The organism is Microbacterium enclense (genome assembly GCF_001456955.1).
Classification (GTDB): Bacteria; Actinomycetota; Actinomycetes; order Actinomycetales; family Microbacteriaceae; genus Microbacterium; species Microbacterium enclense.
In genome coordinates this window covers 146712-160658 of sequence record NZ_KQ758472.1, presented here as the reverse complement: position 1 = coordinate 160658, position 13947 = coordinate 146712, and the positions used below count along the sequence as shown (strand labels likewise).

At 72.3% G+C, this 13947-nt stretch carries 13 protein-coding genes and 1 tRNA gene; all 14 read left to right on the top strand.

Annotation, left to right across the window (positions count from 1 at the left end):
- Positions 1-148 precede the first annotated feature (148 nt).
- The 14 genes from AS029_RS12455 to AS029_RS12390 all read left to right on the top strand — a co-directional run bounded on the left by AS029_RS12455 (position 149) and on the right by AS029_RS12390 (position 13806).
- Positions 149-919 (top strand): NRDE family protein, encoded by a 771-nt coding sequence (locus AS029_RS12455; protein ID WP_082642308.1) that lies wholly within the window; start codon positions 149-151, stop codon positions 917-919.
- A gap of 14 nt (positions 920-933) precedes the next feature.
- Positions 934-1006: transfer RNA gene (locus AS029_RS12450), tRNA-Arg, on the top strand.
- A gap of 581 nt (positions 1007-1587) precedes the next feature.
- Positions 1588-2778 carry a thiolase family protein gene (locus AS029_RS12445; protein WP_058232912.1) on the top strand — a complete coding sequence of 397 codons (1191 nt, stop codon included), beginning with the start codon at positions 1588-1590 and terminating at the stop codon, positions 2776-2778.
- Positions 2771-3628: an enoyl-CoA hydratase/isomerase family protein gene (locus AS029_RS12440; protein WP_082642295.1), complete on the top strand. Its 858-nt coding sequence runs from the start codon at positions 2771-2773 to the stop codon at positions 3626-3628. Before AS029_RS12445 ends, AS029_RS12440 begins: the two co-directional genes overlap by 8 nt.
- A gap of 35 nt (positions 3629-3663) precedes the next feature.
- Positions 3664-4518 (top strand): 3-hydroxyacyl-CoA dehydrogenase family protein, encoded by an 855-nt coding sequence (locus AS029_RS12435; protein ID WP_058233090.1) that lies wholly within the window; start codon positions 3664-3666, stop codon positions 4516-4518.
- The gene (gene paaZ, locus AS029_RS12430) at positions 4515-6599 is read left to right on the top strand and encodes a phenylacetic acid degradation bifunctional protein PaaZ (RefSeq protein WP_058232911.1); all 2085 of its coding nucleotides are present in this window, start codon (positions 4515-4517) and stop codon (positions 6597-6599) included. Before AS029_RS12435 ends, paaZ begins: the two co-directional genes overlap by 4 nt.
- 11 nt (positions 6600-6610) lie before the next feature.
- Positions 6611-7180, top strand: a complete 570-nt coding sequence (gene paaI, locus AS029_RS18045) for a hydroxyphenylacetyl-CoA thioesterase PaaI (protein WP_323339641.1) — start codon at positions 6611-6613, stop codon at positions 7178-7180.
- On the top strand, positions 7177-8487 hold the full coding sequence (gene paaK, locus AS029_RS12420; RefSeq protein ID WP_058232910.1) for a phenylacetate--CoA ligase PaaK: 1311 nt from the start codon (positions 7177-7179) through the stop codon (positions 8485-8487). Before paaI ends, paaK begins: the two co-directional genes overlap by 4 nt.
- A gap of 632 nt (positions 8488-9119) precedes the next feature.
- Complete coding sequence (gene paaA, locus AS029_RS12415) at positions 9120-10079, top strand: 1,2-phenylacetyl-CoA epoxidase subunit PaaA (RefSeq protein WP_058232909.1); 960 nt, start codon at positions 9120-9122, stop codon at positions 10077-10079.
- Positions 10079-10384: a 1,2-phenylacetyl-CoA epoxidase subunit PaaB gene (gene paaB, locus AS029_RS12410; RefSeq protein WP_058232908.1), complete on the top strand. Its 306-nt coding sequence runs from the start codon at positions 10079-10081 to the stop codon at positions 10382-10384. Before paaA ends, paaB begins: the two co-directional genes overlap by 1 nt.
- A gap of 134 nt (positions 10385-10518) precedes the next feature.
- Positions 10519-11355 carry a 1,2-phenylacetyl-CoA epoxidase subunit PaaC gene (paaC, locus tag AS029_RS12405; RefSeq protein ID WP_058233089.1) on the top strand — a complete coding sequence of 279 codons (837 nt, stop codon included), beginning with the start codon at positions 10519-10521 and terminating at the stop codon, positions 11353-11355.
- On the top strand, positions 11349-11828 hold the full coding sequence (gene paaD, locus AS029_RS12400; RefSeq protein WP_058232907.1) for a 1,2-phenylacetyl-CoA epoxidase subunit PaaD: 480 nt from the start codon (positions 11349-11351) through the stop codon (positions 11826-11828). Before paaC ends, paaD begins: the two co-directional genes overlap by 7 nt.
- Before the next feature lie 5 nt (positions 11829-11833).
- Positions 11834-13027: a 1,2-phenylacetyl-CoA epoxidase subunit PaaE gene (gene paaE / locus AS029_RS12395; RefSeq protein ID WP_414683041.1), complete on the top strand. Its 1194-nt coding sequence runs from the start codon at positions 11834-11836 to the stop codon at positions 13025-13027.
- A gap of 8 nt (positions 13028-13035) precedes the next feature.
- Positions 13036-13806: an enoyl-CoA hydratase/isomerase family protein gene (locus AS029_RS12390; protein WP_058232905.1), complete on the top strand. Its 771-nt coding sequence runs from the start codon at positions 13036-13038 to the stop codon at positions 13804-13806.
- Positions 13807-13947 lie beyond the last annotated feature (141 nt).

Sequence of the window (13947 nt, the reverse complement as noted above, 5' to 3'; positions counted from 1 at the left end):
CGCCCGCCGCTCCGACCACCGGCGGCGGCCCTGGCCCGGGGCGGCGACCGGGCGCCCGCCGCTCCGACCACCGGCGGCGGCCCTGGCCCGGGGCGGCGACCGGGCGCCCGCCGCCCCGACCACCGGCGGCGCGGGTAGCGTGGACGGAATGTGCACGGTCGTGATCCACGTCCCACGGGCCGCGGGCGAGCCCGTCCGGCTGCTCGCCGTTCGTGACGAGGAGCGCGACCGCCCGTGGCGCGGACTCGGGCCGTGGTGGCCGGAACGCGACGGCATCCTGGGTGTGCGCGACGATCGCGCGGGCGGAGCGTGGCTCGCCGTCGACCCCGACGCCCGGCGCCTGGCGGTGCTGCTCAATCGTGAGGACCTGTCGGATCGCTCCGATGCCGAGGTGGTCAGTCGCGGCAGCATCCCGCTCGACGCGGTGGGGGCCGGCATCCCGGATCGTCCACGCACGCGCGGCTTCAACCTCGTCGAGGTGGATGCCGACGGCGCGCACCTCGTGGAGTGGGACGGCCTCCAGGCCCGGCGCACGCGCATCGCTCCCGGCATCCACATGGTCGCCCACCACGCGATCGACGATCCCGCCACGCCGCGGATCGGGCACTGGCTCGACGCTTTCCGTCGAGCGGGCGTCGCCGGCGGCGAGGACTGGTGGATGCCATGGCTCGACGTCGTCGCACGGTCGACGGGCGATCCGTCGGCGTCGGTGCTGCGGCGCGACGAGCATGACGGTCACGTGCTCGAGTCCCTCCTGGTGTGCGCGGCCACCGTGGGCGCGGACGGGATCGACGTGCGCCAGGCGACCCCCGTCGAACCCGGCCGATGGGACGAGGGGCTGATCTCGGGGCTGCGAGGCGGCCTCGCCGACACCGACGTCACCGGTTCCTCATCCGATCGACCGATCGCGGCGCAGTAGGCTGGACGCACCCCGCCTCCGTAGCTCAGGGGATAGAGCGCCGCACTCCTAACGCGGGCGTCGCAGGTTCGAATCCTGTCGGGGGTACCCTTCCTTCAATCGCCGGCTGCCGCCGTGCCCGTTTCTCGCGGCACAGTCGCTCGCGCCGTCGTTGCGGGAGGGGATTCTGCGGGCGGAGTCGCTTGGCGCCGTCGCTACGGGAGGGGATTCTGCGGGCGGAGGATGCCGCGGGCGGCGTCGGTCCTCCGCTGCGCGATTCTCCTCCGCTGCGTGGAAGCCTCTCGGGGCACGCTCGCGGGAGGGGATTCTGCGGGCGGAGGATGCCGCGGGCGGCATCGGTCCTCCGCTGCGCGATTCTCCTCCGCTGCGTGCCCCCTCCGCTGCGTGCCCCCCTCCGCTGCGTGCCCCCTCCGCTGCGTGCCCCCTCCGCCGGGCAACGGCTCCCGGCGCCCGCCCTGGGGAGGAGATTCCGCGAGCGGAGGGTCACGCGCCGGCCGCCCGCTCTCCGCCGCGCGAATCTCCTCCGATCGGTGACGGACCCGGGCCTCGTGCGATGCACGCATTGCCCGCACGGCATCCATCTGACATGATTACTGAACGATCGGTCGGAAAACCTCGCGGGTGAGGTGGAGACGGCCCCGCCAGAGTCGGCGGGGGAGAGGATGGCGATGTCGCAGGCGTTTCTCATCGGCGGTGCGCGCACCCCGGTCGGGCGGTACGGCGGGGCTCTGGCATCCGTTCGTCCCGACGATCTGGCGGCGCGGGTGGTCGGCGAAGCCGTGGCGCGCGCCGGGGTTCCCGTCGAGGCAATCGACGAGGTGATCCTCGGCGCCGCCAATCAGGCGGGAGAGGACAACCGCAACGTCGCGCGCATGGCCGTGCTGCTGGCGGGGCTTCCGGATGCCGTGCCGGGGCTCACCGTGAACCGCCTCTGCGCCTCGGGCATGAGCGCGATCGCGCTCGCCGCGCAGGCCGTGCGCGCGGGCGACGCCGACATCGTGGTGGCGGGCGGGGTGGAATCGATGACCCGCGCGCCCTGGGTGCAGGCGAAACCCGAGAAGGCGTGGACGAAGCCCGGTGCGGTGTTCGACACCTCGATCGGGTGGCGCTTCACGAACCCGCGCCTCGCCGCGCGCGACAAGGCGACCTTCACCATGCCCGAGACCGCCGAAGAGGTGGCCCGCGTCGACGGCATCTCGCGCGCCGACGCCGACGCCTTCGCGTTGCGAAGCCACGAGCGGGCGATCGGGGCACAGGATGCCGGACGCTTCACCGACGAGATCGTCGCCGTCGAGACCGCCCGAGGAACCGTCGACACCGATGAGGGGCCCCGCCGGGACACCTCCCTCGAGGTGCTCGCGGGACTTCGACCCGTCGTGAAGGGCGGCGAGGTGGTGACCGCGGGCAACGCGAGCTCGCTCAACGACGGGGCGTCGGCGATCGTCGTGGCCAGCGCCGAGGCGGTCGAGCGTTACGGCCTTCGCCCGCGCGCCCGGATCGTCGCGCACGCCTCGGCGGGCGTCGCGCCCGAGGTCATGGGCCTTGGTCCCGTGCCCGCGACCGAGAAGGCTCTCGCGAAGGCCGGGCTCACGGCATCCGATCTCGGCGCCGTCGAGCTCAATGAGGCCTTTGCGTCGCAGTCGCTGGCGTGCATCCGCCGGCTCGGTCTCGACCCCGAGATCGTCAACGCCGACGGAGGGGCGATCGCGCTCGGCCACCCGCTCGGGTCGAGCGGATCGCGGCTGCTCGTGACGCTGCTGGGGCGGCTCGAACGCGAGGGGGCGCGATACGGCCTCGCGACGATGTGCGTCGGCGTCGGGCAGGGCACGGCGATGATCGTGGAGCGGGTCGATGGGTGAGCCGACGGCCGGTGCTCGCGTGGGGCCGGAGGCTTCGACGGGCTCAGCCGCCGGCGCGCCGGCCACCGGCACGTCGGAGGTCCCCGAGCTCGTCGAAGGGACCGGGACCACCGCGGTACCGCGCATCCGAGTCGACGCCCGTGACGACCGCGTCGTCGCCACCCTCGACCGCCCCGAGCGCCGCAATGCGATCGACCAGGCCACGGTCGACGAGCTGCACGCGCTGTGCGACGAACTCGAGGAGCGCCCGCGCACACTCATCATCACCGGCGCGGGCGGCATCTTCGCCGCCGGCGCCGACATCGCCGAGCTGCGCGAGCGTACCGGCGACGACGCCCGCCGCGGCATCAACGCCACCGTCTTCGACCGCACCCGTCATCTACCCATGCCCGTGATCGCCGCGGTCGACGGCTTCGCGCTCGGCGGGGGAGCCGAACTCGCCTACGCGGCCGACATCCGCATCGGCACATCGCGCGTGCGCTTCGGCAACCCCGAACCGGGCCTCGGCATCATCGCCGCGGCGGGAGCATCGTGGCGACTGCCCGAGATCGTCGGGCACGCCCGCGCGAGCGACCTGTTGCTCACCGCGCGGGTGATCGAAGCCGACGAGGCGCTCGCGTGGGGACTGTTGTCGAGCGTGCACGAGCCCGACGCGCTCCTCACCGCCGCCCACGCGATCGCCGACCGCATCGCGGCCAACTCCGTACGCGCGACGATCCTCACCAAGCGCGCGCTGCTCGCGCCCCGCGCCGACCACCCCGCGATCGACGGCGAGCTGCAGGCCGAGCTCTTCGACAGCGCCGACAAGCGCGCCCGCATGACCGCGTTCCTGGAGAGGAAGAAGAAGTGACCCAGTCCGACACCACGTCCGCGCCCTCGACCACGATGGCCGAGACGACGGCATCCCTTCCCGCCACGGTCGGCGTGCTCGGAGGCGGACGCATGGGCGCGGGGATCGCGCATGCATTCCTGCTCGCCGGTGCCCGCGTGCACGTCGTCGAGCGCGACGCCGCGGCGGCCGACGCTGCGCGCGAGCGCGTCGAGACGGCCATCGAACGCTCCGCGGCCCGAGGTCGGACGGTCCCGGATGCCGACACCCTCACCACCGGCACCGACCCGGCCTCGTTCGCCGACGCGGGCCTCGTCATCGAGGCCGTCCCCGAGGACCGCGCCCTGAAGCTCGACGCCCTCGCGCGCATCGAGGCAGCCGTGCACGACGGCGCGGTCGTGGCATCCAACACCTCCTCCATCTCGATCGACGCGCTCGCTGCATCGCTCGTCCGGCCCGAACGCTTCCTCGGCCTGCACTTCTTCAACCCCGTGCCCGCGTCGGCGCTGGTCGAGGTCGTCACGGGAGCGGCCACGGCACCTCAGGTGGTCAGCGCGGCGACGACCTGGGTCGAGGCCATCGGCAAGACCGCCGTCGTCGTGCGCGATGCGCCGGGCTTCGCGTCGAGCCGCCTCGGCGTCGCCCTCGGCCTCGAAGCCATTCGCATGCTCGAAGACGGAGTGGCGAGTGCGCACGACATCGACACGGCGATGGAGCTGGGCTACCGGCATCCAATGGGCCCCCTTCGCACGACCGACATCGTCGGGCTCGACGTGCGCCTGGGCATCGCCGAAGAACTCGAGCGCGCGTTCGGCGCGCGCTTCACCCCGCCCGCGCTGCTGCGAGAGCTCGTCGCCCAGGGTCACCTGGGCCGCAAGACCGGCCGCGGATTCTACGAATGGAGCGAATGATGACGTTTCTCCCCAGCTACGTGAACGGCGCCTGGTGGGCCCCGGAGAGCGACCCCGACGGCGCGATCGTGCGCGACGCCTCGACCGGTGAGGAGATCACGCGCGTGAGCACGAAGGGGCTCGATCTGGCGGGAGCCGTCGCATACGCCCGCGAGACCGGGCAGCGGAGTCTCGGCGCCCTCACCTTTCACCAGCGCGCGATGGTGCTGAAGAACCTCGCGATCGCGCTGAACGACCGCCGCGAAGAGCTCTACGCCCTGTCGGAGCGCTCGGGCTCGACGCGTCGTGATTCGCTCAGCGACATCGACGGCGGTATCGGCGTGCTCTTCACCTACTCGTCGAAGGCGCGGCGCGAACTGCCCGCGGGGAAGGTGGTGCTCGACGGCCCGATCGAGCCCCTGTCGAAGGACGGCTCGTTCCTCGGCCGACACGTCTACACGCGCCTTCCCGGCGTGGCGGTGCAGATCAACGCCTTCAACTTCCCGATGTGGGGCGCGCTCGAGAAGTTCGCGCCGGCGTTCCTCGCCGGCCTTCCCACGATCGTCAAGCCGGCCACCCCGACCGCGCACATCGCCGAGGCGTGGGTTCGCATGATCGTCGAGACCGGCCTGCTGCCCGAGGGGTCGCTGCAGCTGGTCAGCGGCAGCGTCCCGGGCCTCTTCGACCTGCTCGACCTGGGCGACACCGTCGGCTTCACCGGCAGCGCGTCGACCGCCGAACGCCTGCGCGCCCAGGCGAAGCCCGGCGTGCGCTTCACCAGCGAGACCGACTCGATCAACGCCTCGATCCTCGGCCCCGACGCCGGACCCGGCACCCCCGAGTTCGACGCGTACACCAAGCAACTGCTCGTCGAGCTGACGACGAAGGCGGGCCAGAAGTGCACCGCGATACGCCGCGCGATCGTGCCCTCGGGGATGACGGATGCCGTGGCCGAGGCGTTGCGCGCGAAGATCGCCGAGCGGGTCGTCGTCGGCGACCCGCGCGCCGAGGGCGTGACGATGGGGCCCGTCGTGTCGGTCGAGCAGCGCGACGAGGTGCTGCGCCAGGTGCGCCGGCTCACCGACGCCGGGGGACGGTTCGTCGTCGGCTCGGCCGAGGCGCCTGACGGGGTGCCCGCCGAGGGTGCCTTCCTGCAGCCGATGCTCCTGTCCTTCGCGGATGCCGCGACCCCGGCCGTCAACGACATCGAGGCGTTCGGCCCGGTCGCGAGCATCGTCGAGTACGCCGACGTCGCCGAGGCGGCGGCCATCGTCGCCCGAGGAGGCGGCTCGCTCGTCACGAGCGTCGCCACGCACGACCCCGACGTCGCGACCGAGCTGCTGACCCGCATGGGCGCGATGAACGGCCGCGTGCTCTTCCTCGACCGCGACGACGCCCGCACCTCGACCGGCCACGGCGCGCCCGTCCCTCACCTCGTGCACGGCGGACCCGGCCGCGCCGGCGGCGGCGAGGAGCTCGGCGGCATCCGTTCGGTGCTCCATCACATGCAGCGCACCGCGATCCAGGGTTCGCCCCGCATGCTGACCGCGCTCACCGGGGTGTGGCATCCGGGAGCCGACACCGACTCCGCCGGGACCCACCCGTTCCGCAAGTCCCTCTCCGATCTTCGGATCGGGGATGCCGTGGAGTCGGCCGAACGCGAGGTCACCCTCGACGACATCGAGGTGTTCGCACGATTCACAGGCGACACGTTCTATGCCCACATGGACGAGGAGTCGGCCGCGGCGAACCCCTTCTTCCCGGGGCGCGTCGCACACGGCTACCTGCTCGTGTCGTGGGCGGCGGGGCTCTTCGTCGACCCGGCTCCCGGGCCGGTGCTCGCCAACTCGGGGCTCGAGAACCTTCGCTTCGTCACCCCCGTCTCACCCGGCGACCGCATCCGCGTCGCGCTGACCGCGAAGCAGATCACCCCGCGCGAGACCGACGAGTACGGCGAGGTGCGGTGGGACGCCGTCATCCGCAACCAGGACGACGAGATCGTCGCGCAGTACGACGTGCTGACGCTCGTGGCGAAGACGTGGGCTCCGGCGGGGGCGCCCGTCGCGGAGTCCGCGGTGCAGCCCGCGGGAGCGCTCGCATGAGCCTGCGGCCGATGATGCAGCGCGATCGGGCGTCGGCGATGCTCGGGATGGTCGTCGAGCACGACGCGCCGGGGGAGTCGCGCGTGTCGATGACCGTGCGCGACGACATGCTCAACGGCTTCGCCATCACCCACGGCGGGCTCGTCTTCACCCTCGCCGACACCGCATTCGCGATCGCGTGCAACGAGGACGATCGGGTGACCGTCGCCGGCGGCGCCGACATCACGTTCCTCAAGTCGACGACCGCGGGGCAGACGCTCACGGCGACGGCCGCTCGGCGGGCCCGGAGCGGCCGCACCGGCCTCTACGACATCCGCGTGACCGACGAGACGGGCGACCTCGTCGCCGAGGTGCGCGGCCGCAGCATCACGACCGATCGCCGGCCGCCGGTGGTGTCCGCGGTCCCTTCGACAGGCTCAGGGACCTCCGCCGCGGCGGGGACCTCGGTCGCGGCGGGGTCCTCCGCCGCGGCGGGGACCTCGGTTGCGCCGGTGGCTGAGCCTGTCGAAGCCTCCGGTCTCCGATCCTTCAGCGACCCCGAGCGCGACGGCGCGCTCTCCACCACGGAGGTGTCTCGATGACCATGACCGTTCCCTCGCGCCCCGACTTCCTGGCATCCGTCGATCCCACCGGCATCCCGCTCGAACGCCTGCGCGCGCTGCAGCTCGAGCGCCTGCAGTGGACGGTGCGCCACGCGTACGAGAACGTCGCCCTCTACCGCCGCAAATTCGACGAGGCCGGTGTGGTTCCCGACGACATCCGCAGTCTCGATGACATCCGGTTGCTGCCCTTCACCACCAAGGCCGACCTGCGCGAGACCTACCCGTTCGGCATGTTCGCCGTGCCGATGGCCGACGTCCGCCGCATCCACGCCTCCTCGGGAACAACCGGCCGCCCCACCGTCGTCGGATACACCGCGGGAGATCTCGACCGCTGGGCCGACATCGTCGCCCGCTCGCTGAGCGCCGCGGGCATCCGCGCGGGCGACCGGGTGCACAACGCCTACGGCTACGGCCTGTTCACTGGCGGCCTCGGCGCCCACGCGGGCATCGAGCGCCTCGGCGCGACGGTCATCCCCATGTCGGGCGGGCAGACCGCGCGCCAGGCGCAGCTCATCCAGGACTTCGAACCGGATGCCATCCTGTGCACGCCGAGCTACCTTCTCACGATCGCCGACGCGCTCGAGGCGGCGGGCGCCGACCCGCGTTCGACCTCGCTCCGCGTCGCCGTGCTCGGGGCCGAGCCGTGGACCAACGAAATGCGCCGCGAGATCGAGCGCCGCCTCGACATCGTCGCCGTCGACATCTACGGCCTGAGCGAGGTGATGGGCCCCGGGGTGGCATCCGAGAGCGCGTTGACGAAGGACGGCCCGCACATCTGGGAGGATCACTTCCTCCCCGAGACGATCGACGGCGACTCCGGCGCCCCCGTGGCCGACGGCGACCTGGGTGAACTCGTCTTCACCTCGTTGACGAAAGAGGCGTTCCCCGTCATCCGCTACCGCACCCGTGACCTCACCCGCCTGCAGCCGGGCACGGCGTTTCCGGCGATGCGGCGCATCGAGAAGATCACCGGCCGCAACGACGACATGATCATCCTGCGCGGCGTGAACCTCTTCCCGACGCAGATCGAGGAGATCGTGCTCGGCATCGAGAAGCTGACGCCCCATTTCGTGCTCGAGCTGCGTCGCGACGGGCGGATGGATGCCATGACCGTCCGCATCGAACGCCACCCCGCCCTGGAGCGGGAGGTCTGCGAGGCGGCGGGGGTGGTGCTGCAGCAGCGCATCAAGGTGTTGATCGGCACGACGGTCGACGTGCGTGTGGAGGAGCCGGGCGTGCTGCCCCGCAGTGAGGGCAAGTACAAGCGGGTGTACGACCTCCGCTGACCGGGGGCCGCGGGCGCGCGGGCCGTGGCCCGATGGCCTGTGGCCCTGTGGCCCTGTGGCCCTGTGGCCCTGTGGCCCGCGGCCCGCTGGCCGCGGCCCGTGCATGTGGCACTCGCCTGCGGGCGGGGACTCGCGGTCGTGCGGCCCGAAGTGCGGTGACTTGCGCCGTGTGTTCGTTGGGAGGCTGTCGTGCCGGGCGTAGGGCGCAAGTCATCCCAGGGTGAGGGGTTCTCCGCGCGGCGGGCCGGGTCGCGCGGGGTGGGGTGACTTGCGCCGTGTGTTCGCCGGGAGGCTGTTGCGCCGGGCGTAGGGCGCAAGTCATCCCAGGGTGAGGGGTTTTCCGCGCGGCGGGCCGGGCCGCGCGTGGTGGGGTGACTTGCGCCGTGTGTTCGCCGGGAGGCTGTCGTGCCGGGCGTAGGGCGCAAGTCATCCAAGAGGTCGCGCGGCCGTCTGCGCGGCGGCGGGGCCGCGCGCGGGTGGGGTGACTTGCGCCGTGTGTTCGTTGGGAGGCTGTTGCGTCGTGCAGAGAGCGCAAGTCATCCAGGGGGTGGGGTGTGTGGGCGGGGCCGTTGCGGCGGGTTGCGCCCTCGGGTACAGTTTTACTGAACGATCGGTCTGTAAAGGAGTCGACGATGACGATGACCGCGCCCCCCACGGACGCACTCGACGGCGAGGCCATGTTCGACGCCCTCATCGAGGCCGACGGCCGCATCGAGCCGCGCGATTGGATGCCGGAGGGCTACCGCCGCACGCTGATCCGCCAGATCTCGCAGCACGCGCACTCCGAGATCATCGGCATGCAGCCCGAGGGGGCCTGGATCACCCGGGCGCCGAGCCTGAAGCGCAAGTCGATCCTGCTCGCCAAGGTGCAGGACGAGGCCGGCCACGGCCTCTACCTCTACTCGGCCGCCCAGACCCTCGGCATCACGCGCGACGAGATGACGCAGCAGCTGGTCGACGGAAAGGCGCGGTACTCGTCGATCTTCAACTACCCGACCCCGACCTGGGCCGACATGGGTGCGATCGGCTGGCTCGTCGACGGCGCCGCGATCTGCAACCAGGTGCCGCTGTGCCGCGCGTCCTACGGCCCGTACGGCCGCGCGATGGTGCGCATCTGCAAGGAAGAGTCGTTCCACCAACGGCAGGGGTTCGAGATCCTGCTGACGCTCATGCGGGGCACCGACGCGCAGCGCGAGATGGCTCAGGATGCCGTGGATCGCTGGTACTGGCCGAGTCTGATGATGTTCGGACCCCCCGACGACGACTCACCGAACTCGGCGCAGTCGATGGCGTGGAACATCAAGCGCTTCAGCAACGACGAGCTGCGCCAGCGTTTCGTGTCGATGCTCGTGCCGCAGGCGGCCGTGCTCGGCGTCACGCTGCCCGATCCCGAGCTGCGCTACAACGACGAGACCGGGCAGTACGACATGGGTGAGATCGACTGGACCGAGTTCCACGAGGTGCTCGCCGGCCGCGGGCCGCTCAACACGATGCGCCGCCAGCACCGTCGCGACGCCCACGAAGAGGGCGCCTGGGTACGCGAGGCCGCGGCGGCGTACGCCGCGAAGAAGAGCGCGAAGGCGGCCGCCTGATGGCCACCCCCGGCGGCAGCCCCGCCGAGACCTGGCCCCTGTGGGAGGTCTTCGTGCGCGCGGGCCGCGGCCTGAGCCACGTGCACGTCGGATCGCTTCACGCCCCCGACGCGGAACTCGCCGTGCGCAACGCCCGCGACCTCTACACGCGTCGCGGTGAGGGCGTGTCGGTCTGGGTCGTGCCCTCGGATGCCGTGACGACGAGCGATCCGGGACAGAAGGGTGCGTTCTTCGAGTCGCCGGCGGGCAAGAATTTCCGGCACGCGGTGTACTACACCGCCTCCGAGGGGGTGCCGCACCTGTGAGCATCTCGACCGAAAGCGGATCCCGGTCCCTTCGACAGGCTCAGGGACCTCTGGCCGGCGCAGGGGCGGTGGCCGAGCCCGTCGAAGCAGAAGCCCGGTCCCTCGGACAGGCTCAGGGACCTGACGCCGCGCGGGTGGCTGAGCCTGTCGAAGCCACCGACCCGCACGGCGACGTCTCGCTCGACGCCCGCGACCTCACCGCCGAGTTCGCCGGGGGAGAGGACCGCGCCACCGACCCCGACGTCGCCGCCTATGCGCTGCGGCTCGGCGACGACGCGCTGATCCTCGCGCAGAACCTCTGCGGCTGGGTCGCCCGCGCCCCCGAGCTCGAAGAAGACGTCGCCCTCGGCAACATCGCGCTCGACCTGCTCGGTCACGCGCGCTCGCTGCTGCGCTACGCCGGCAGTTGCGACGAGCGCAGCGAAGACGACCTCGCCTACTGGCGCGACGAGCGGGAGTTCCGCAGCGCCTGGCTCTTCGAACTGCCGAACGGCGACTTCGCCCACACGATCGCCCGTCAGCTCTTAGCCTCGGCGTATCTGCTCGAGCTGTACCGCGACCTCGCGGCATCCACCGATCCGGTCCTCGCCGCGGTCGCCGCAAAGGCCGAGAAAGAGGTCGACTACCACCGCGATCACGCCGTGCAGTGGACCCTGCGCTTGGCCGGCGGCACCGACGAGTCGCGCCGGCGACTTCTCGTCGCGCTCGACGACACGTGGGCGTTCCTCGACGAGCTCTTCCGCGACGAGCCGCTGCACGACCGCCTCGACGGTGTCGCCGTGCGGCCGTCGACGCTGCGGTCCCGCGTCGACGACGTGCTCTCCGCGGTCCTCGCCGAGGAGGACGTGCCGGTCCCCACCATCCCCGCATCGTCCGCGGGCGGGCGCCGTGGCATCCACCACCCCGCCTTCGGGCCCCTGCTCGCCGAGATGCAGGTGCTTGCCCGCCGGCACCCGGGGGCGACGTGGTGAGCGTGGACCGTGCACGAGAGGTCGTGGCCGCGGTCGTCGACCCCGAGGTGCCGGTGCTCACCATCGACGATCTCGGCGTGCTGCGCGACGTGCGTCTCGACGGCGACACCGTCACCGTCACGATCACGCCCACCTATTCGGGATGCCCCGCGGTCGAGGCGATCCGCGACGACATCGTGCTCGCCCTCACCGCCGCCGGGTTCGACCACGCCGTGGTGCAGACGACGCTCACCCCCGCCTGGACGACCGACTGGATGAGCGACGCCGGAAAGCGCAAGCTCACCGAGTACGGCATCGCCCCGCCCACCGGACGCGCTCCGGCGGGTCCCATCCGCCTGAAGCTCAGCGTCGCCTGTCCTCGCTGCGGTTCGCTCGACACCCGCGAGGTCTCACGTTTCGGCTCGACCTCGTGCAAGTCGCTGTGGGAATGCCGCGCCTGCCTCGAACCCTTCGACCACTTCAAGGCCCTCTGATGACGATGACAGATGCCACTCCCTCGGGCCCCGCGGTCCCCGCCGCGCTCACCACCGACCCGGCGCCCACCGCCGCGGACGCCGCGACCTCGACCGCCGGCGCCGCGCGCCCGACCCGCGCCCGCTTCCACACCCTGCGCGTCGCCGACGTGCGACCCCTCACCCCGACCGCGATCGAGGTGACCTTCGCGGTCCCCGACGACATCGCCGACGCCTTCGACTACGCGCCCGGCCAGTACGTCGCCCTGCGGGCCACGGTCGAGGGCGAGGAGCTGCGTCGCTCGTATTCGCTGTGCCGCCCGCCCGCCCGTGGCGCGATCAGCGTCGGCATCAAGCGCGACCCCGACGGCCGGTTCTCGAGCTGGGCGCACGAGGGGCTGCGTCCCGGCGACGAGGTCGACGTCATGAGCCCGCAGGGCACGTTCGTGTCGAAGGCCTCGACCGCCACCGGGCACGTCGTCGCGATCGCCGCCGGCTCGGGCATCACGCCGATCATGGCGCTCGCCGCCGACGTCCTCGAGCGCTCCGCCGACAGCCGCATGACGATCGTCTACGCGAACCGCTCCTCGACCGACGTGATGTTCGTCGACGAGCTCGCCGACCTCAAGGACCGCTACCCCTCGCGCCTCACGCTGCACCATGTGCTCTCGCGCGAGCAGCGCGCGGCGCCCGTCTTCTCGGGTCGGCTCGACGAGGAACGACTGCGCCTGATCCTGTCGCGGCTGATCGACCCGGCATCCGTCGACGAGTGGTTCCTCTGCGGACCCTTCGCACTCGTCGAGGTCTGCCGCGAGGCACTCGCCGAGGCTGGTGTGCCGCGCGAGCGCGTGCGCTTCGAGCTGTTCACCGCGGGCGACGGAAACGCCCCCGCCCAGACCGGGGGTGCGCGCCCCGTGCGCGTGCGCGCCGACGAGCCCGTCCGCTCGATCGACTTCACGCTCGACGGGCAGTCCGCCCACGTCGACAGTCCGGTCGCCGCGAACGAGACGATCCTCGCCGCCGCCCTGCGCGTGCGCCCCGACGTGCCGTTCGCGTGCGCCGGGGGAGTGTGCGGCACCTGCCGTGCCCGCGTGGTCGAGGGGTCGGTGTCGATGACCGAGAACTACGCCCTCGAGCCCGACGAGATCGAGCGCGGCTACGTGCTCACCTGCCAGTCGCACCCGACCTCCGACGCGGTTTGCGTCGACTACGACGGATAGAGGTTGCCGTGATCGACTACGCGAACGCCGGTGACCTCGCCGTCATCACGCTGAACGCGCCCGCCCGCCGCAATGCGCTCGGCCTCGACGCCCTGCACGCGCTCGCGGAGGCGTACGACCGCGCCGAGGCCGACGGGGCGCGCGCGGTGCTGCTGCGCGGTGAGGGGCCGTCGTTCTGCGCAGGCCGCGACATCTCCGGCGTCGACCCGGCCACCGACGACGTCGCCGGATACCTCGACGACACGCTCTCGCCGCTGCTGCGCCGCATGGCATCCTTCCCTGCTCCCACCTTCGCGGCCGCCCACGGGGCGTGCCTGGGCGTCGGGCTCGGGCTGCTCATCGCGACCGACGTCGTCTTCGTCGCCGACGACGCGAAGATCGGTTCGCCCTTCGCCGCGCTCGGAGCGACGCTCGACTCCGGCGGTCACGCCCTCTTCGTGGAGCGTCTCGGTACGCACGCGACGCTCGATCTCATCTACACCGGGCGGCTGCTGACGGGCGAGGAGGCCGTGCGCGCCGGACTCTTCTCGCGGGTGGTCGCGGCATCCGAGATCCAGGATGCCACCGAGCTCGCCGCCCGTCGCACGGCGAGCGGTCCCACGGAGGCGTTCCGCGCGAGCAAGCGCATCGTCACGGCGATCCGCGACGAGCGGCTGGGCCTGTGGGAGGCGATGGCGCTCGAGAACCGCGCGCAGGCCGCCCTCGCGCGCACCGACGACTACCGCGAGGGCTTCGCGGCGTTCCAGGCCAAGCGCGCGCCGGCGTTCACCGGTCGCTGACCGTTTCGCGCCCGGGCGCTTCAGCACGGACTGCAGGTGTGTCCGCTGCCCGTCCTGCGGCGGGGCGTCGAGCCCACCGACCGGACGCTCGGCGGGGCGTGGAGCCTGCCGACCGGACGCCCGGCGGGGCGTCGCGTGCGC

What these genes read in the sequence shown, in the direction of transcription:
- AS029_RS12455 (WP_082642308.1), top strand. Translation starts at nt 149, where the DNA reads ATGTGCACGGTCGTGATCCACGTCCCACGGGCCGCGGGCGAGCCCGTC.
- paaZ (WP_058232911.1), top strand. Translation starts at nt 4,515, where the DNA reads ATGATGACGTTTCTCCCCAGCTACGTGAACGGCGCCTGGTGGGCCCCG.
- paaA (WP_058232909.1), top strand. Translation starts at nt 9,120, where the DNA reads ATGACGATGACCGCGCCCCCCACGGACGCACTCGACGGCGAGGCCATG.
- AS029_RS12435 (WP_058233090.1), top strand. Translation starts at nt 3,664, where the DNA reads ATGGCCGAGACGACGGCATCCCTTCCCGCCACGGTCGGCGTGCTCGGA.
- paaB (WP_058232908.1), top strand. Translation starts at nt 10,079, where the DNA reads ATGGCCACCCCCGGCGGCAGCCCCGCCGAGACCTGGCCCCTGTGGGAG.
- paaE (WP_414683041.1), top strand. Translation starts at nt 11,834, where the DNA reads ATGACAGATGCCACTCCCTCGGGCCCCGCGGTCCCCGCCGCGCTCACC.
- paaI (WP_323339641.1), top strand. Translation starts at nt 6,611, where the DNA reads ATGATGCAGCGCGATCGGGCGTCGGCGATGCTCGGGATGGTCGTCGAG.
- AS029_RS12440 (WP_082642295.1), top strand. Translation starts at nt 2,771, where the DNA reads ATGGGTGAGCCGACGGCCGGTGCTCGCGTGGGGCCGGAGGCTTCGACG.
- AS029_RS12445 (WP_058232912.1), top strand. Translation starts at nt 1,588, where the DNA reads ATGTCGCAGGCGTTTCTCATCGGCGGTGCGCGCACCCCGGTCGGGCGG.
- paaK (WP_058232910.1), top strand. Translation starts at nt 7,177, where the DNA reads ATGACCATGACCGTTCCCTCGCGCCCCGACTTCCTGGCATCCGTCGAT.